Origin of the sequence: Pseudoalteromonas rubra (genome assembly GCF_005887115.1) — a bacterium.
GTDB classification, from domain to species: domain Bacteria; phylum Pseudomonadota; class Gammaproteobacteria; order Enterobacterales; family Alteromonadaceae; genus Pseudoalteromonas; species Pseudoalteromonas rubra_F.
Window position 1 is genome coordinate 570736 of record NZ_PNCJ01000005.1, and the last position, 18374, is coordinate 589109.

The window sequence follows — 18374 nt, forward strand, 5'->3', positions numbered from 1 at the left end:
GCTCAGATAGCCTGAACCCGTGCAATTTGCTTAACGCTATGGCCACTTGAAGGAAACAGCCTTGTCATCTGGCTATCAATAGCGCTGAACGCGACACACTTTTCCTTCTCATTGGCTTAACTGAGATTTACAGCTTACCAACCAGGTCTAAAGATGGTGCCAGTGTTTCTTCACCTGGTTGCCAAGACGCAGGACAGACTTCACCATCGTGAGACGCAATGTACTGTGCCGCCTGAACTTTACGTACCAGCTCTTTTGCGCTGCGACCAATGCCCAGGTCGTGGGTTTCAACAACTTTAATCTCACCTTCTGGGTTGATTACGAAAGTACCACGCAATGCCAGCCCCTCTTCTTCAATCATTACACCGAAATTGCGGGTAATTTTGCCCGTCGGATCGCCGATCATAGGAAATTGAATTTTCTTAATGGTTTCAGATGCATCATGCCAGGCTTTGTGAGTAAAGTGGGTGTCTGTTGAGACCGAATACACTTCAACGCCCATTTCTTGTAGTTGTGCATAATGGTCAGCAAGGTCGCCAAGCTCAGTAGGGCATACAAAGGTGAAATCTGCCGGATAGAAAAAGACAATAGACCATTTGCCAAGTAAGTCTTTTTCACTAACATCAACGAATTCACCGTGATGAAAAGCTGTTGCATTAAAAGGTTGAATTTGAGTGTTAATCAAAGAGGTAGTCATGTTGTTTCTCTCTTAGTTGTCAAGTTAATGGATAACAAGCGTGACGCTAATGCCGTCTTGTTGTCGTTGTGTGCTTACTAAGATAGAGGGGAATATTATTTTATTAAAATGGATTGTTTTGATTGCTTCAATCCAAAAAACTGATGAAACTTTGGCAAAGTTTATGCGTATATCAGATATACTTAAAACATTAGTCAGAACAAACTTTTAAGAGATCTGAATGCATCCATACTTTAACCATATTATGTTGGCCTACATTGGCTTTGTCCCTTTTTTACTCTGCGTCGCGTTAACACTGATGGTTGGCAGTTCACCGGCAGCCATTGACACCTTCAGCTATTATAGCTTGGGTGTATTGGCGTTTTTGTCTGGCAGTCTGTGGCGTCCGGGAGAGCAGTCACAGCAACAGGCGGTTATCGCAATTTTGGTTATTGTACCTTTCCCTTTGCTGGCCCTTGTTTCACAGGTGACTTTGTTAAGCTTCCTTGCAGTCTCTTATTGGATCATACTGCTATTTGAACGGATTGCTCCCAAGTGGCAGGAGACCCATCAGGATTATAAGAAAATGCGCTTTACACTCACTTCGGTCGTCTTTGTCAGCCATTTATTCATGATAGCTCAAGCTCTGGAGCTGAGCGCCTGAAGTATATCGCCCGCTAAAGCGAGTAAAACCTGCTATACATATAGGCAGACTGAGGATGGTTTATGCGACAAAAACTTTTACTCGCTTTGATCTGGCTCGTAACTGGCTTAGTGATTGTATTACTGTATAACAATCATCAGCCCTTTGGTGCCACGGTAGAGGAGCTCATTTGGTTTGCCATTGCGTTGACCGTATTGGTGCTTGGCCTGCCACATTTAAAGCACCAGCTGATATTATATGCTTGGGTGCTCTATTGTGGTGGCCTGTTGTTGGATCTGTTTGACGACCTGATGGGCGCAGAGCTGATGTTGGTCAACATCTTTGATACCTCACTCAAGCACTTAGGCTTTTTGCTAACCTGTTATGGCCTGCACACTATCATTCAGCAGAAAAAAGAGACTATCTCGGCATTGAATAAAGAAATAGCCCGTCGTCACGAGTTGGAGCAGCAACTCAAGTTTGACGCAACTCATGACGAGCTAACCGAGCTTGGCAATCGCCGTGCCTGCTTTGAACGATTCGAGTCTCTTTGTAAAAACAGTAGCTTCCTTTATTATTTTGATCTGGATAACTTTAAACTAGCCAACGACCACCATGGACATCACACCGGCGACGAGATACTCAAGAAAGTGGCGCAGGCCATGGCCAGGCAGTTTTCCGCCGACGCATGTTTTCGCATTGGTGGAGACGAATTTGTTGCCTTTACACAAGAGGCTAACCTGCAGGAAGATGAACTCAGAGCCATGCTACTTGAAGAGGTATTTGAATATGGCGTTGGCGTCAGTATCGGAAAAGCAGCCGCAGATCCCGCTCAGGATCCGGATGCACTACTTCATCAGGCTGATTTGAGCATGTACGAAAACAAAGCCGGTAAAAGCATTCGTACTAAGATCAGGAAGCCATAATCTCCTGATAACTTAACACTCATTTACCACGCTTAATTTGCCGGTAGAAAACCCCCACCTCTTTACTTCATCTTTATGTATATCATTGTTTATTTACATTAATCTAGCACTTTAGTGTCTCTGCTGCTATGCTGCTGACAGTTTTGATAGTCGAAGGAACCCCCAGTGTTAAAAAATCTTTTTGCCAATGCCAGCCACCAGTCGGAAATACAACAGTTAAAAGCTGAGCTGGCCGCTCAACGTCAGGCCTATGAGCAACTGGAGGCGGAAAAGCAAGCGATACAGAACGAGCTTGTTGAGGCACAACAACAGTTAAACGACAACACCGACAACCAGCTTTTGCAATGTGCACTTTCCGGGCTGGGACAGATCCATGAAGTACGGGATGCCGTTTTGCGTAGCCTGCACCAAATTGAAGAAGAAAGCAGCTCCATTTCTCAGGTAAGTGCCTCGTTCGAAACGTCAGAATCCTCTTTGGAGAAGATCCTGTCAGGCATGTCCAGCCTGTCAACTAACATGGCCAGCATGACAGACAATATTTCAGGTCTTTCCCATATGGCAGATAACATCAATACCTTTGTGACCACAATCTCAAAAATATCCGACCAAACCAACCTCCTGGCGCTTAATGCCGCGATTGAAGCCGCACGTGCAGGAGAAGCTGGCCGGGGCTTTAGCGTCGTTGCCGATGAAGTGCGTGCACTGGCAAACAATACAAACGAGTCAGCCAATGAGGTATCTGACTTAGTTAAAAAAATCATTGATACAACCCAGCTGACCGTAGACGGTGTGAATGTGATCCAAAGCTCAAATAACGACTTATCGTCAAGTATTGCGCATCTCAATGATGAATACGGTAATATCGTGAGTTGTTGTGGTTCGATGAAACAAACAATCGTTTCAGCGTCTTTGCAAACCTTTGTGCAGACAGCAAAACTGGACCACGTGGTCTGGAAAGGTGAAGTGTATGGCGTAATCGCCGGCAACAGTAACAAGCAAATCAGTGAATTTGCGGATCATACCAGCTGCCGCCTCGGTAAGTGGCTCAGTGGTGATGCAAATAAAGTGCTCAATAAATCCGGCATAATTAACCGCATTGATGGTCCACACAAAGAGGTCCACAGGGCCGGCGTCGAAGCCATGACCTTGTTTGTTGCAGGGGAAAAGCAAAAAGCCATCGCTGAGCTAAATCGTATGGAACAAGCCAGTCGCGATGTTCTAAGGCTATTAGATGAAGTAACTCACTAATATTAATTGCAGCAACCTTAGGGATATTTTCTTTGTTAATCACCCAAAGGTTGCTCAGGTTTCTCCTACGCCGCTCTTCTGCTATTATCGCGCTTTTGTGATTTTGACTTGGTAGTAATTATGTTGATAGATGCGAATTGGCGCGTTCTCACCGTCGGCGATGGCGATCTGAGCTTTTCCTTATCCCTTAGCAAACAGCTAAAACCCGGATATATTTGCGCCAGTATCTATGACGATGAAGCCACCCTGAGAGCAAAATACCACCACCATGCATTAGACGACCTTCGTCAGGACCGTGTACCAGTATTAACAGGATTCGATGTGACCAATCCAGACAGCTGGCTACGCCTGGATGGGGCCCTGTTCGATGCGGTGATCTTTCAATTTCCACTGATCCCAGCTTTTGCTAGTAAGCAGGCATTTGATGACCAGAAGTTGTCAACAAACACGCTCAACCGCCGTTTGTTGCGTCATTTCGTTGATTTTAGCCACCGTTATGCGCTGGACCCAGCGGGCCCAATGCTGGCTCTCATCACTTCAAAAGACGTGAAGCCTTATTGTGAGTGGAATCTGGAAGACTCTTTATGCGTCGGCACAGACTATCATTATCTTGGTCAATCTAACTTCAATATTCACGCTTTTCCAGGTTATCGCATACGTAATGTTGACAGAGACAAACATGTTAAAGAAACCAGCGGCATCACTTACTATTGGTCAGCAAAGCCTCACGTGGCCCTGAGCTCGTCGCTTTACCAACCAGCTTACCTCCACCAGGATCACTGTGGGATGTGTCGCGCCGGACCATTTCTCAGCGAGCACGACAAGCTTGCCCATTTAGGGTCGAAGAAACATGCCATGATGCTAAGGCATGAACAAGACTGGCTCACTTATCTTGACAAAGGCTAAGTACTCACTAGTTACAACAACTTAGCTGTCGGGTTGGCCTGTCTCCCATCTTCGCGAGCCGGTTCAGTTCCTGAGCGATACATTCTGGCTCGCCAAATATGGTGCTCTGCAGCACTTTTAACATCCAGTCAGGTAATGCCACATTCAGTGCATAGTATACCCACTGGCTCTGTTTGCGCACCGTCAATATACCCGCCTTTCTCAGCTGTGCAAGGTGTCTTGATACTTTTGGCTGGCTGGGTTCATCCAAAGCAACCATGAGCTCGCATACGCAAAGCTCTTGTTCCAATAATATCAACAACAGCGTTTTCAGTCGTAACTCATCACTCATTGCCTTGTAAAATGTCATGGATGTAACCGGGCTTACTTGCAGATTTTGGGTCAGTAAATCGCGTACTTTCTCATTGAGCTCATACAGGGCTTTGCGAAAAGGGTTATAGGGTTCTAACGACTCAGCTAATGTAACTTGCCAGTTCTGTACATATTCTCTCGGGCCATTTTCGTGTGTTGCTGCTACACCGTCAGAAATGTGAATAATTAATTCACAGTCTTCAGGGGTTACACCACCGTACACACAATCTGTGTTACTCAACAAACCAAAAGCGGTGAGTGCCGCCTTCGCCTCTGGATTTATGCCCTGCTCGGCCTGCAAAGCAGCAGAAACTTTGATGTCCTGCCTGTGATGGTTAAATAAAGATACAACCATGAACACCAAATCTGGGTTGGTACCTGACACAAAAATACTTTTCACTGCACTGCTCTCCTACATACGAATATGATTATATAACGAAAGTACAAGACAGTTAATATCAAGGCTGGAGAATACTGGGTTTCTTCAGGTTAAATTGAGCCATTCAATGAAATAAAAATACTAACACTTGATAATAGTAGTTAAACAAAAATGGAGGATTTCCCGATATTACCGGAATTTATGGAATAATGTATACAAAGCTATTGAGCAGCACTATTTTGATAAGTAGACTAGCGACCTTCATTTTTTGCGAGACTTCTCGATGCATGTTTTAAACAAGAGCTTTCTATATGCCATCGCGTGCTTGTTGCTAGCTATGGTCACCATTCAGTCAGGTGCTTCAATTGCAAAACAGCTGTTTCCCCATGTTGGGCCTGAGGGCACAACGGCTTACAGACTGGGCTTTTCGGCGCTCATTTTATGTCTGGTTTTTCGCCCCTGGCGACATTTACCTAAAAATTGGCGGCCGGTGATCTTGTATGGCCTGAGCCTGGGCATTATGAATCTGACATTTTATTATGCGATAGAACGCATTCCGCTGGGTATTGGCGTTGCATTGGAATTTACCGGGCCGCTGGCCGTTGCACTATTTTCCTCACGACGTAAAAGGGATTATCTCTGGGTCGCGCTCGCTCTTGCAGGTATTTTACTGTTGCTGCCTAATATGGGAGAAGTGGATGGACTGGATCCCATCGGGGTCTTACTGGCCCTCACAGCTGGCGCCTGTTGGGCTGGGTATATCCTGTTTGGTAAAAAAAGTGGCGGTCACGGCTCAGGAGGCGCAACGGTCGCAATTGGTATGGGTGTCGCCGCTTTTGCCGTTGTTCCGGTTGGTGTGATATCACAAGGCAGCGCACTGCTTGACTGGTCATTGATCCCGCTGGGTATCGCCATAGGCTTGCTGTCCAGCGCACTGCCCTATAGCCTCGAAATGGTGGCGTTGAAGAAAATGCCGGCACAAGGCTTTAGTATCATGATGAGCATGGAACCCGCTATTGCTGCACTGGCTGGCTTAGTGATCTTAGGCGAGTTGCTCAGCGGCTGGCAGTGGCTTGCAATCTTTATGGTGATTGCCGCGTCACTAGGCAGCTCCCTTTCCTCTAAAGAATGATCACACTCAACATTACATCGGCCAGGGCGTTTGAGGCTCTGGCTCAAGCTCGAACCTCAATCCTTCCGGGACCTGATTGATTTCTTCAACCACAGGAAGAGGATCAAAATGATGTTGTAACCAGCTCTGCTGCTCCCAGAGTAAATGCAATACATCCTGACGATTCGCGTAATCGTGGTCACTCTGAGGCAACAACACCAGGCGTGCCCGCTTGCCAAGATCATTCAGTGCACTGAACATGCGCTCACTTTGAACAGCAAAATGGCCTGGCATACGGTCCTGATAGCCATGTATCAACAACACGGACGCTGATATTTTATCAGCAGATGCCAATGGAGAACTCAAAAGGTAAGCCTGAGGGTCTTGCCACAAAGTGCCTGTTTGCTTCTCAAAAGTGAATGGTGCAAGTGTATAGTTATAAGTACCGCTACGTGCGATACCCGTAACAAATAACGGAGTATTAGCCAACAGATCCAGTACCACGGTAGCAGCAACACCATGGCCACCAATGGCCACTTTGCTCACATCTGCGATACCTTGCTGTGCTAGCACTGCGACAGCAGCCTGAGCTGTTGCCTGCCACTGTGCTCGCAATTTTGCCACACTCCCCTGCTCACCAGGCAAGCTAAACGCCGCAATTTCAAATACCGCATAACCCTGGGCTAAATGAGGTAAAGCACCAAGGTGATCGACAGACACAAAATAGTGTGGTGAGTTAAACGCGTGCTTTACCTTATCAGGAGCTTTAACCCACATTAATACAGGTACCCGCCCAAGACTGGGGTCGTAATTTGCAGGCAAATAAAGCGTTCCGGATATTTGCGTCCCATCACCGCGGTCAAAACTCAGGACCTCCTGAGACAAACCACGCAATGCAGGATAGGGGTGTCTAAAATGGGTGATCTGCTCCAGCGAATTGAATGTCCGATCATGAACAAAGTAGTTAGGTTGCTCCTGCTTCGATTGTCGACGCGTGATAAAGCGCATCCCTTCGTCATCCAATAGTGCGACAAATTCTTCAAAATACGGTGCCTCAGATTGCCATATTCGGGTGCGCGTATTGGTTCTGGCATCGAACCTGTCCAGAAACGGTAAATCCTGACCTTGCGCCGTTTCCACACCACGAACAAACAGGTATCGACCACCGACCACTTTAATCACCTCTACGCCCAGATCATTACGCGTAGTCAGCCACTGCTCCGAGGTTGCTTCCGTCACACGGTATCTGGCTACTTCCAAAGGATTGCGCTGCGGTGCAAGCGGGTTAATTACAGACGTTCTTAAAAACCGTTCATTTTCAGCCTGAGTCAACAAAGCAATATTTGAGTCACCCCAGTCCATACGCACAAAGGGCTCTTGCAACGCCATAAACAAACGCGGCGCTCGTTTAAAGGGCGAAGAAATATGGTACAGACCATACTCGCTCTGCGCATCCCCTTCTTGTGCCCAAACCACGGTGGCGCCTTTATCTGCACGCCACTGAAAATGACTGCGCAAAGGTGGTGAAGGTGGCGTGGAGATTGCTGTCAGAATATGTTGTTCACCACTATGCTCCATGCTTGGTTCGGCCGGGAACACCGGCCGGTACAGCTCATACAATGCAAACCCTGTCATTCCCCACACTTGCCAGACACTGGGATGATTGGCAAGCGAAACTTGGTTGGTTTGTTGCTGTTGTGGTACTTCCAGCATCGCCATAGCGACGATTAAATTGGTGGCGTCGGGTGACGGCACAAAATGATGAAAATAGGCGGGTCCGCCAATGGCTGTAGGGCGGCCCTGCAAAGGGACTTTGATTAACTGACCCTGTGCATAATGTGCAAAGCCTTCTGTAGAGAGCGTTTTACTGGTTTGCTTAAGCGGACTCAGTGCCCCATGCGATTGCGCTACCACGGGTCCTACCAGTGGCGATTGTTGCACTGGTTGCTGCTGCTCACCGGTGTGATTGATGGCACTATTAATAACCAGCGCGGAACTGTCTGGTAGCCAGTGGTATGGTATCTCACTGGTGATTCCGTTAAGCGGATAGCGCGATATAGCACTCAGCTTACGTTGTTCAATATCATAAACCCAGAGGCGGCCGTCCTGCTTAGATAGCAAGATAAAAGCCAGGTAGCGACCATCAGCACTCCAACGCGGCGCATATATTTCACCCGCAGGCAGATTGTCGACTTGCACCTCAGCGCCTGTTGCAACATGCTTGAAGCTAAGCTCAGAGTAGGTTGCGATGCCCAGACGCATAAATGTGGTCGGGTTGAAATGCAAATCACCATAACGCACACCTGTTTCGGTGTTTTGCTCTGACGCGGGTGACTTGGTCAGTAACGCCATCCAGACATGTTGCTCATTAAGCAATACCTCAGGCATTGGCGGCACATCTACGAGTTGGGCGATCTCTTCTTTGGGTACCTGATACCCTTCAGACACCGCCAACGCAGTATGTACCCACACACAACAAGCTAAAAAAAACAGCACAGCCGGGCTCTTTTTCACCACTTCTCTACCCTTGAATTTGTATCTTAACCTCTCATGATATAACGAAATTCCTTAAATGTGCACTAGTTTAATACCAAGCGGCTTAATAAAGCAGCGAATCATGAGACGAATGAATTTCGGCGACAATAAAGCAGAAAGTTTGATATTTGGTTGTTCTAAATGAGAATTTTTTGACACGGTTAGCGGCAAATTGAATCCCACAGGTTGGTTACGTATTACTGCTCACTGGTATAATGTGTATCCAGACGCGAAGTTACGGTAAACTAGTCGTTCGTCAACCGTTTGAACAGTTATTCAGGCCATTATGAACAACAATAAAAAGCCAGACAAAGTGACCATTTTCGATGTCGCCAGAGAAGCGCAGGTGTCTAAGTCCACCGTGTCACTTGTCCTTACACATTCAGACAAAGTCAGTGATAAAAGTCGGGAAAAGGTGCTCGGTGCAATCGCCAAGCTGGGTTACGTATACAACCGCGATGCAGCAGCTCTACGCAGCAAGAGATCCAATCTGGTCGCTTTGGTTATCAACGATCTGACTAACCCCTATTCCGCGCAGCTGGCAGTAGGTCTTGAAAAGCACATTTATGCACTGGGGATGGTACCAATGCTGGTTAATACCAGTGAAGACCTGACACGCCAACAGCAAGTCGTTAATACGCTTAAAGAGTACAATGTGAGCGCATTTGTGATGGTACCCGCGCCCGGCACCACGATGGAATGGGTTAATCAACTCGTCGAGTCTGGCTTTCCGGTGATCAATATCATGCGAGAAATTCCCTATAGCAATGCCCCCTGTATTCTGCCCGATAACCAAAAAGGCACCCACCTGGCAACACTGCATTTACTCGACCAGGGATTAGAACGACTGGCATTTTTGGGGGGAACACCTGATATCTCGGATTACCACGAGCGTCTGGCAGGTTTTCGCAGTGCACTGACTCAGCGCCAGGTGACTCAACCTATGCCCGAAATTGCTGCGCAAACTAATCGCCAGGGTGGCCGCGAGGCATTTAGTGCCCTATACGTCCAGGCACCGGATACTCAAGCCGTGGTGTGCTTTAGTGACGTCATCGCCTATGGTGTCATGGAAGCAATGCGTGAACATAATCTGGTGCCTGGCAAAGATATCAAAGTCGTCGGCTTCGATGACCTGGCCGACTCCAGATTAATGAAACCTGCCCTGTCATCCGTGCGGATTGATGCAGATGACATAGGCAAACGGACCTGCCAGGCACTGGCAGAGATCATGAATAAATCACAACCCGCGGTACGTACCTTAGTCGATGTATCGCTGCAACTCAGAGAATCCTCAGTTTAAATGACACAAGTTTTAGTAATTGGTTATGTCTGGCCGGAGCCGAACTCCTCGGCCGCCGGCACTCATATGATGTCCTTGCTTCGCTTTTTCCGCGCTCAGAACTGGCAAGTTGAATTTGCCAGCCCGGCTCAACAAACCGAGCATATGGCCGATTTAAGCCAGGAGCAGATCACCTGCACGCCCATTACGCTCAATTGCAGTAGTTTCGACGAATATATTGCCCGGCTCAAGCCCGATATTGTGATGTTTGACCGTTTTATGATGGAAGAGCAGTTTGGCTGGCGAGTCGATAAGTTCGCCCCCGATGCGCTCAAGATCCTCGATACAGAAGACTTACAGTGCCTGCGCAATGCGCGCCATGCTGCACATAAAGCGCAGCAAGCGTTTACACTGGACACCTTACTGGATAGTGAATTAGCCAAGCGTGAAATCGCAGCGATTCTGCGCTGTGATCTGTCGCTGATTATTTCCGACTATGAGCTCGAATTACTCACGACACAGTTTGGTGTATCTCCTGAGTTATTACACCACCTTCCTTTTATGGTCGATTTGAATACACTCAATATCGATGTACCCGGCTACCATGAGCGTAATCACTTTATGACCATAGGCAATTTTCGTCATGCTCCTAACTGGGATGCGGTACTCTATTTGCAGCAGATCTGGCCTATGATCCGCAAGCAGCTGCCGGATGCGGAGCTACATATATACGGATCTTATCCCCCACCCAAAGCGACTGCTCTGCATAACCCTAAAACAGGCTTTTTAATCAAAGGCTGGGCAAAAGATGCACTGAGTGTGATGGCGCAAAGTAAAGTCTGTCTTGCACCACTGCGCTTTGGTGCCGGCATCAAAGGCAAACTGCTCGAGGCCATGATCACGCAAACCCCGTGTGTGACCACACAAATAGGTGCCGAAGGCATGCATGGCGATTTGCCCTGGCATGGTGCGATAAGCGACTGTCCTGAAACCTTTGCTGCTGAAGCCATTGACTTATATCAGGATCAAGCGCGCTATCAGCAGGCCCAGCAAAACGGGCAGGCGTTGCTCCGGGCTCGTTATGACAAGTGCGCCCTGGAGGTTCAACTAAAACAAAAGGTTAGCGATACACTGAATAATTTAACTGCGCACAGGCGCGCCAATTTCACCGGCAGCATGCTGCGTCACCATACACTTCGCAGTACCCAATATATGTCCCAGTGGATTGAAGCAAAAAATGCAAATAAAATGCGTTGAATTTGCGTGAGAACCCGTTAGAATTCGCGGCAATTTAGGTTATTGCCTAAACTCAGTGTGGAGGTCCAATAAGCAACTGGCCTCCATACTCGCTATGTCGCTGTCGATTTTTACTTATTATTAGGTTACACGCCGTTGAATTCAGCCACCTTTACACAAAAACGCAAGTTTATTGTTAAATTAGGAAAAATGCTTCATCAATACGGAACCCCGGCTTATCGTCTGGAAGCCCACCTGATGGAGGTTGCCACCCACCTGGGCCTTAAGTCGTCTTTTGTTATGTCTCCGACGTCGGTTACTTTTGTGATCTGGACTGAAGGACATGAAGACGAGTACACCCACGTTGCTCGCGTTGAACCAGGTGATCATAACCTGGGGTCACTTGCCGATACTGATGATGTAGTTAATCGAATGCTGGCGGGTGAACTGAGTATAGAGCAGGCAGATCAGAACCTGGACGAGATAACCAAAGCTAAGGACCCTTATGGACGCTTGCTGACGGGTTTTGCATTTGCCGTATCCGGTGGTGCGTTTGCCATGTTGATGGGGACCAGCTGGAATGATGTGCTGTGGTCTGCGGTACTGTCAATTTTGGTTTTTATCTTCGTACTGTGGTCCACGCGCTCCAAGCGGGTCACCCATATGCTGGAGCCGGTGGTGGCCATTGTTTCTGCGCTGGCAGCCTGTGCGATTTCGTCGTATTTAGATCCTATGGTCAATATCCGCCTGGTAGTGTTATCGGCCATCATTGTATTTATACCCGGACTGGCATTAGCACTGGGATTTGCAGAGCTCTCTGCACGTCATCTGGTGTCGGGCACAGCGCGGGTGATGGATGCCATTATGTTGCTGTTTAAGCTGTATTTTGGTGCTTTTTTAGGGATCAGCATTGGCTTTTTCCTGTTTGGACAGAGCGATTATGTACAACCCGATCCGCTCCCCAAATGGACGGCCTGGATGGCAATTTTGCTGCTGTGTAGCAGCCTGATTGTGATTTTCCGGACTAAACTAAAACACGCCAGCTGGTCAATTGCATCGGGCTTTATTGCCTACGCCGCCAGTATTGGCTCTGCTGTTTATCTGGATTATTCGCTAGGCACCTTTGTCGGGGCATTTGCCGTCGGCGTGTTTAGTAACGTGTTTAACCGTACTGTTAACGCGCCGGCTTCGATAGTCGCCATGCAGGGATTAATTGTACTGGTACCCGGTTCAAAAACCTATATTGGCCTGAACTCCCTGATAGAAGGCCAGAGCTTTGTTGCTGCCGATCACATTGGCCAGCAAACGTTTTTAATCTTTATGTCATTGATTGCAGGTCTTATCTTTGCCAATGTGGCATTACCACCGAAGAAAAGTCTGTAATATACATAAGGCAACCTACGCTTGTTGCGGGGTTGCCTGATCGGCTTTTTTAACATTGAGATCTGAAAGTACCGGCATGGCACCTAATCGACTAATAGTTCCAACTAATCGCACTTTTCATCAAATCTAATTTGGGCCAAAATAGAAGTTCTTGTTCAGGTGTAAAGGAGCGCGCCATGACCGACGATACAGAGCAAAAACTCGCTGTTTACCGCCTGGTACTGGAGTACATTAAAGTATTTCTCTGGCCAGCAATTCTTATTCTTGCCTTTGCCATATATGGCGATAAGCTGTTTAAAATCATAGAGCAAAGAGAGGTTGATGCGTTTGGTCTGAAGCTGGGTAAACAGATTGAAGATATTAGCCACAACTACGAAGCGCAAATAGCCCAGCTCAAAGAAGATATCGAGGCCAGTCAGACGCCAGAACAACTGCTAAAGAAAGTAGACGGCATCAAAGTAAATCTCGATAAGCAGTTATCCGTGGTAAAACAACACGCACTTCAGACTGAGCAAGTGTTAATATCTGACAAAAAAGAGCGGGTCGATCAGTATGAACGAGCAGGCTTTGAAGCCCTCCTTGCTCGCGATGTCTCGCAGGCTATTTCACAATTTACTGCTGCAGAAGCATTGTGGCCGGATTATCATAATGTCTCCGAAATAAAGCGCCTGCTCATTAAGCAGCAAAGTTTATTAACCAATCAGCAAAGCAAAGCCTGGCAAGACCTGTTCAAAACCATTTTAGTTAAGCATTCATGGGGAATGCCAGATGATATCAGAGCGCAGTTCAATCAGGTTTCAACACATTAGATTGGTCAGAGCCAGCGACGAGTTGTGCCCAGAAAATCTCGATAGGCCTGGCCATAAGCTTTTAGCAAAAACCGCTCCTCAGGTTTAATCTGAAAGCGTGTCATATAACCGATAAAGCTCAATACAGCGAGTGCACCAGCTGGCGATGTCAAATACCAGTTTTGAGCAACCAGCAAGCACAGCAACCCCACATACATAGGGTTACGGGTAAAGCGATAAACGCCGTCAGTCACCAGCGTAGATGCTTTATCTACATGCACCGGATCAACGCTGGTATTATGACGACGGAACGCCCAAACACCCGCCAGAGCCACGACAACGCCTATCGAACTCAATACCAAAGTGCCGCCAATTTTAAGTGACTCGGCCATAGTAAAGTGCCCGGTAATCTGGACCAGCCCCCAACTAGCTAGCATGTGAAGCAATAAAACAACCGGAGGGGGTATTTTGGTATCCAAAGGATGTTCCTGTAACTTTGACATAGTGACCCTAAGCATTAAAAGATGTCATTTAATTGATATGTCGCAATTATTTATCCCATAAAGCTGACAGTTAATCGCAAACACTGGTTTTCAGCCTATGCTAACGTAAAATGTTGCCCACTCGCACTACACCCTGCGGTCTAGTTTATAAAAAAGTGTAATCCAGAGAGCATTTATGAAGCTTATAAAAACTACCCTCGCGCTCGCCATTGGTCTTGCCAGTGCCAGCACCTTTGCCGCATCGGCAAAAGATACAATCACAGTTGAAGATATTCCTACTATTCAACGCGTTATTCAAACAGCAGTGAGCCCGGATGGCGAATCGATTGCATTTCGTCGCTCTGTACCCCGTGAACTGTATGTAGACAGCAACGGTAAAAACTACAGTGAACTGTATGTGGTTGATGACGAAGGCAATGAAGTGCCTTTTATCACAGGTAAAATCAACGTAGGTAAAATTGAATGGTCAGCAGATGGCAAGTTCATTTACTTCACAGCCAAGAAAAAAGCAGACAAATTCACGTCACTTTACCGCATTGCAGTCGATGGCGGTGAGGCACAAAAAGTACTGTCGCTCAAAGGCACGTCAATCAATAAGTACCGCCTTAGCCCGAACGGCAAGCAGGTTGCAATTTTGGCTATGCCTGCCAAAGATGCAAGCGAAAAAGAGCTTAAAAAGCTGGGCTTTATGGCCGAAGTGTATGAGCTGGGTCTGAAAAATAAACAGCTACATTTAGTGGACCTGGTACAGACAAACAAACCTCTGACGCCTGCCGTAGTGCCTGTTGAAGGTTATGTGAGCGACATCAACTGGTCTGACGATGCCAGCAAGTTATTGGTAAAAACGCAGCCAACAGCGCTGATTGATGATCAGTATATGAAGTCTCAGTGGCATGTGATGGATGTGGCAACGCAGAAAATCACCACCTCGTTTAAAACCGAAGGTAAGCTGGGTGAAGCGGAATTCTCATACGATGGTAAATACATTGCCATTTTAGGCGCCGAAGACAAGCACGACCCGGCTAAGGGGCGTTTGTATCTGGCCAATGCCAAAACCGGTAAAGTAGAAGAGTGGATCCCGAACTTTATGGGTCACTTCAAAGACTTTGAATGGTCAAACCGTAAAAACGTATTGAATTTTATTGCGGATGTAGGCGTTGAGACTTTCATTGGTCAGGTTAAAGTAGGCTCGAGCAAGTACAAAAAGCTGGTTAAAGAAGGCAAGTTTATTGCGCACAGCCTGTCAGTTTCTGATTCTGACAAAACCATTGGCGTACGAGCAGAAAGCCCGAAACATCCAAGCGAAGTGTTTATGGTGCGCTCTAAAAAGCCAACCCGCTTAACCGATTCAAACCCCTGGTTGAACAACAAGCGCCTGGCGAAGCAAGAAGCGATTAACTTCAAAGCCCGCGACGGCGTTGAGATTGGTGGTGTGCTTATCTACCCTCTGGACTACCAGGAAGGCAAACGTTACCCCTTAATTATGGCGGTACACGGTGGCCCTGAAAGTCATGACAGAAATGGCTGGCTGACCAGCTACTCAGATCCAGGTCAAATGGGTGCAGCGCGTGGCTATGCAGTGTTCTACCCGAACTACCGCGGTTCAACAGGCAAAGGCGTTGACTACTCTAAACTAGGCCAGGGCGACTATGCAGGCAAAGAGTTTGACGACTTGGTCGACATGAAAGAGTACCTGGTTAACATGGGCCTGGTTGACACCAAACGCGTTGGTATCACAGGTGGCTCTTACGGTGGTTACGCGTCTGCCTGGGGTGCAACTAAATTAACCGAGCACTTTGCCGCCAGTGTGATGTTCGTAGGTGTAACCAACCAGCTGTCTAAGTTTGGTACGACCGATATTTCAAACGAAATGTTCCTGGTACATGCCCGCTCTTACCCGTGGCAGAAATGGCAGTGGTATCTTGAACGCAGCCCGATTTACTGGGCTGGCCAGTCGAAAACCCCACTGTTGATCATGCATGGTAAAGACGATCCGCGCGTTCACCCGGCTCAGTCTATGGAGCTGTACCGCTATATGAAGGTACAAGACAAAGACGTACGTCTGGTTTACTACCCGGGCGAAGGCCATGGTAACCGCAAAGTTGCTGCTCAGTACGACTACAGCCTGCGCTTAATGCGCTGGATGGATAACTACCTGATCCACGGCAACAAAGACATGCCAGCGTATGAAATTGACCATGCCGCCAAATTAAAAGCGGTAAAAGAGCAGAATAAATAAACTGCTATTTGTATGGTTTTAAAAGACAAAAGGCTTGCCAGATTGGCAAGCCTTTTTTGTTTATGGTGGATATTCAAAGTGGATTAGTGTTTTGCCATGCGCAATAGAACACTTTCTAACAGTCAGCCATCAAACAAGGACTATATACCGAATTTGTTCCGGCCAAACCTGACTTACCAACGATAAATAGCCTTTTCTATTAAAGTACCGCGAATCCCTCAGCCACCACTTACTTTATGCCGATAAGCAATTGTTTTTTTAGCAGCCAGTGATGTTATTTCAGTGATGCTGGCTGCCTAAACTTTTAAAGGGGATGGACCCTGATTCGTCTTTACCAGTCTACCAGACTGGTGAATGTGCCGAAAGCTTGAGCAAACTGTTCCGGCTGAGCTTGTTTAAGCGTCAAACGCTGCTCGATTGTCATGGTTTGCACTGTCCCCTCATAGGCATCGCTTGCACCAAAGAGCATTAGACTTTCAAACTCCGAAGCTGAAAAGCTGAGCCCTTTGAGATGACTCACACAACTGGTATCTGGCTCAGACCATAGATTTTCAATAAAGCTCTTCATAACTTGAGCACCACAGGTTTCAGTTCCTTCCTTCATGTGTGTGACAAAAACCACCCCGTGTTCAGTTTGTGGAAACTCCACATAACGTTGATTAACATTAGTAAAAGTAGCTTGTATCAGCGGTATATCATAGTGTGGTGTTTGTGGATCTACATCGCCATTGATGGCCAGGGTTGGCATATAATGATGCATATTTTGATAAATAAATTCATCGCTGTAGCGATTACCCCATATGGTTTTATCAACCTCCTTTTGCAGCAGGAAGTAAGTGGGATAACAGGCTACGGCCCCCTGACAAAACGCCAAACGCTCTGTTAAATCTCGCTCCACGTCATTGAGCTCATTATTGCTAATTAACCGTGAAATGACACTGGAATAACCCAGTGGATCTTTGGCGGGCAGTTGAACTAACTCCCGACCTTCCCCTCTCAATATAAACTGATGTAAATTATTGAGCGCCAAGACGTCATCGTTATTGCAACGTGCCAGACGATAAAAAGCCGGCATTAATATTTGTTCTAACGAACGCGTCATAGAAATGGTTGCAAACGCTTGTAACTCGTCGCGAATAAATGCCAAATCAGGACAATGTTGACCATTAAACACTCGCTGTAACAGCGAGCGAATTGCTTGATCTGCCTCGCCATGAAACTTACTACTGCACAGAGCGTCCTGATCACAGTAATGGCTCAACTGAGTAAAAATTTTGCCGTAATTCTCATCCCAGAGGTCTAACCCAGCCCCGGTTGCAGGAAACACGGAATCTAATATCAGACTTTGCGCGCCAGTCGGCGCCACCTGACTGAAACGCTGTGCCCAAAAAGTGCCATATGACACGCCATAAACATGACTTGGCAGCCAGTCTAATATCTTGCTTTTACCTATCACATAATCGAGATCTTTCGCAGCTGAAGTGGTATTAAACTGATATAGCCCCTCTCCCCACTGGTTATATAAATCGTCAAAACAACCTTGCCAATAGGCCTCGTAATCTTGGGAAGGTGGATTGTTACACCCCAAATGGGTCGACCAGCCTACGCCACGGTGTTCAAGCACATATAAGTCGTAGTCATTCGTAAAGGGTGCCAGTGAGCTGTCAAATTGCTTAACAAAAAAGCTCCCAGAGCCACCCGGCCCGCCCTGTAAAAACCATATTTGCCCGCGGCTGTTACCCGAACGTGCAAGATGTTTCGAGACTAACACGTCAATTTGCTTGCCTGTTGGGTCATCCCAATTCAATGGCACCTGAGCCAAAGTACATTCGTTGCGGCTATCAAGGCTTTGAAACTGGCTTGGGCATGGCCCCCAGTCAAACGCAAAATATTGGTTAAAGCTCGACTTAACAGGACTATTTGCCCAACCAGAAGTGCTGGCTAAACAGCCTGCCAGCACACAGGTTTTAACTAAAAAGTGCATATTAATTCCTTTCTTATATTTGTAAAAATCCCCCAAAGAAGGGATAGCTCAACGCCAACGTATCTTTAAAAACACGCGTGCGACGACACAGAACCTCAACGGTTCTCCGACCTACAGAGACACCAGTTGAAGCACTTGCCTCCCATATCCATAGAGCAACAGATAGCACTGGGTGTCTGTGTTTTCG

At 47.1% G+C, this 18374-nt stretch carries 15 protein-coding genes; 10 read left to right on the top strand and 5 right to left on the bottom strand.

The annotated features are described in order from the left end of the window. Positions 1-127: 127 nt before the first annotated feature. On the bottom strand, positions 128-697 hold the full coding sequence (gene ahpC, locus CWB98_RS03155) for an alkyl hydroperoxide reductase subunit C (protein ID WP_010380696.1): 570 nt from the start codon (positions 695-697) through the stop codon (positions 128-130). A gap of 220 nt (positions 698-917) precedes the next feature. On the opposite strand from ahpC, the gene CWB98_RS03160 reads away from it, so the two are divergent. The 4 genes from CWB98_RS03160 (at position 918) to CWB98_RS03175 (ending at position 4399) form a co-directional block, all read left to right on the top strand. Continuing rightward, positions 918-1340: a DUF3429 family protein gene (locus tag CWB98_RS03160; RefSeq protein WP_054013278.1), complete on the top strand. Its 423-nt coding sequence runs from the start codon at positions 918-920 to the stop codon at positions 1338-1340. Between the two features lie 62 nt (positions 1341-1402). Continuing rightward, positions 1403-2245 (top strand): GGDEF domain-containing protein, encoded by an 843-nt coding sequence (locus CWB98_RS03165; RefSeq protein ID WP_138543507.1) that lies wholly within the window; start codon positions 1403-1405, stop codon positions 2243-2245. 165 nt (positions 2246-2410) lie between these two features. Then, positions 2411-3493 (top strand): methyl-accepting chemotaxis protein, encoded by a 1083-nt coding sequence (locus tag CWB98_RS24575; protein ID WP_138543508.1) that lies wholly within the window; start codon positions 2411-2413, stop codon positions 3491-3493. Positions 3494-3613: 120 nt separating this feature from the next. Further along, positions 3614-4399: a class I SAM-dependent methyltransferase gene (locus tag CWB98_RS03175; protein WP_138543509.1), complete on the top strand. Its 786-nt coding sequence runs from the start codon at positions 3614-3616 to the stop codon at positions 4397-4399. 7 nt (positions 4400-4406) lie between these two features. Here CWB98_RS03175 and CWB98_RS24365 read toward each other — a convergent pair whose 3' ends face one another. After that, the gene (locus tag CWB98_RS24365) at positions 4407-5150 is read right to left on the bottom strand and encodes a metalloregulator ArsR/SmtB family transcription factor (RefSeq protein WP_249364583.1); all 744 of its coding nucleotides are present in this window, start codon (positions 5148-5150) and stop codon (positions 4407-4409) included. Between the two features lie 262 nt (positions 5151-5412). Here CWB98_RS24365 and CWB98_RS03185 point away from each other — a divergent pair, with 262 nt between their 5' ends. Continuing rightward, complete coding sequence (locus CWB98_RS03185; protein WP_138543510.1) at positions 5413-6261, top strand: EamA family transporter; 849 nt, start codon at positions 5413-5415, stop codon at positions 6259-6261. A 12-nt stretch (positions 6262-6273) separates the two neighbouring features. On the opposite strand, the gene CWB98_RS03190 is transcribed toward CWB98_RS03185, so the two are convergent. Continuing rightward, entirely contained in the window at positions 6274-8736 is a 2463-nt protein-coding gene (locus CWB98_RS03190; RefSeq protein ID WP_138543511.1) for a S9 family peptidase, read from the bottom strand. Between the two features lie 325 nt (positions 8737-9061). Here CWB98_RS03190 and CWB98_RS03195 point away from each other — a divergent pair, with 325 nt between their 5' ends. The 4 genes from CWB98_RS03195 (at position 9062) to CWB98_RS03210 (ending at position 13482) form a co-directional block, all read left to right on the top strand. After that, positions 9062-10075 (top strand): LacI family DNA-binding transcriptional regulator, encoded by a 1014-nt coding sequence (locus CWB98_RS03195; RefSeq protein ID WP_138543512.1) that lies wholly within the window; start codon positions 9062-9064, stop codon positions 10073-10075. Next, positions 10076-11311: a glycosyltransferase family 4 protein gene (locus CWB98_RS03200; protein ID WP_138543513.1), complete on the top strand. Its 1236-nt coding sequence runs from the start codon at positions 10076-10078 to the stop codon at positions 11309-11311. A gap of 135 nt (positions 11312-11446) precedes the next feature. Next, the gene (locus CWB98_RS03205; protein ID WP_138543514.1) at positions 11447-12673 is read left to right on the top strand and encodes a threonine/serine ThrE exporter family protein; all 1227 of its coding nucleotides are present in this window, start codon (positions 11447-11449) and stop codon (positions 12671-12673) included. 176 nt (positions 12674-12849) lie between these two features. Beyond that, a complete protein-coding gene (locus tag CWB98_RS03210; RefSeq protein WP_138543515.1) occupies positions 12850-13482 on the top strand; it encodes a hypothetical protein in 633 nt (210 codons plus the stop codon). A gap of 5 nt (positions 13483-13487) precedes the next feature. Here CWB98_RS03210 and CWB98_RS03215 read toward each other — a convergent pair whose 3' ends face one another. Further along, positions 13488-13940: a methyltransferase family protein gene (locus CWB98_RS03215; RefSeq protein ID WP_171045572.1), complete on the bottom strand. Its 453-nt coding sequence runs from the start codon at positions 13938-13940 to the stop codon at positions 13488-13490. A gap of 199 nt (positions 13941-14139) precedes the next feature. On the opposite strand from CWB98_RS03215, the gene CWB98_RS03220 reads away from it, so the two are divergent. Continuing rightward, on the top strand, positions 14140-16203 hold the full coding sequence (locus tag CWB98_RS03220; protein ID WP_138543517.1) for a S9 family peptidase: 2064 nt from the start codon (positions 14140-14142) through the stop codon (positions 16201-16203). A 331-nt stretch (positions 16204-16534) separates the two neighbouring features. Here CWB98_RS03220 and CWB98_RS03225 read toward each other — a convergent pair whose 3' ends face one another. Further along, a complete protein-coding gene (locus CWB98_RS03225) occupies positions 16535-18187 on the bottom strand; it encodes an alpha/beta fold hydrolase (protein ID WP_138543518.1) in 1653 nt (550 codons plus the stop codon). Positions 18188-18374: the final 187 nt, after the last annotated feature.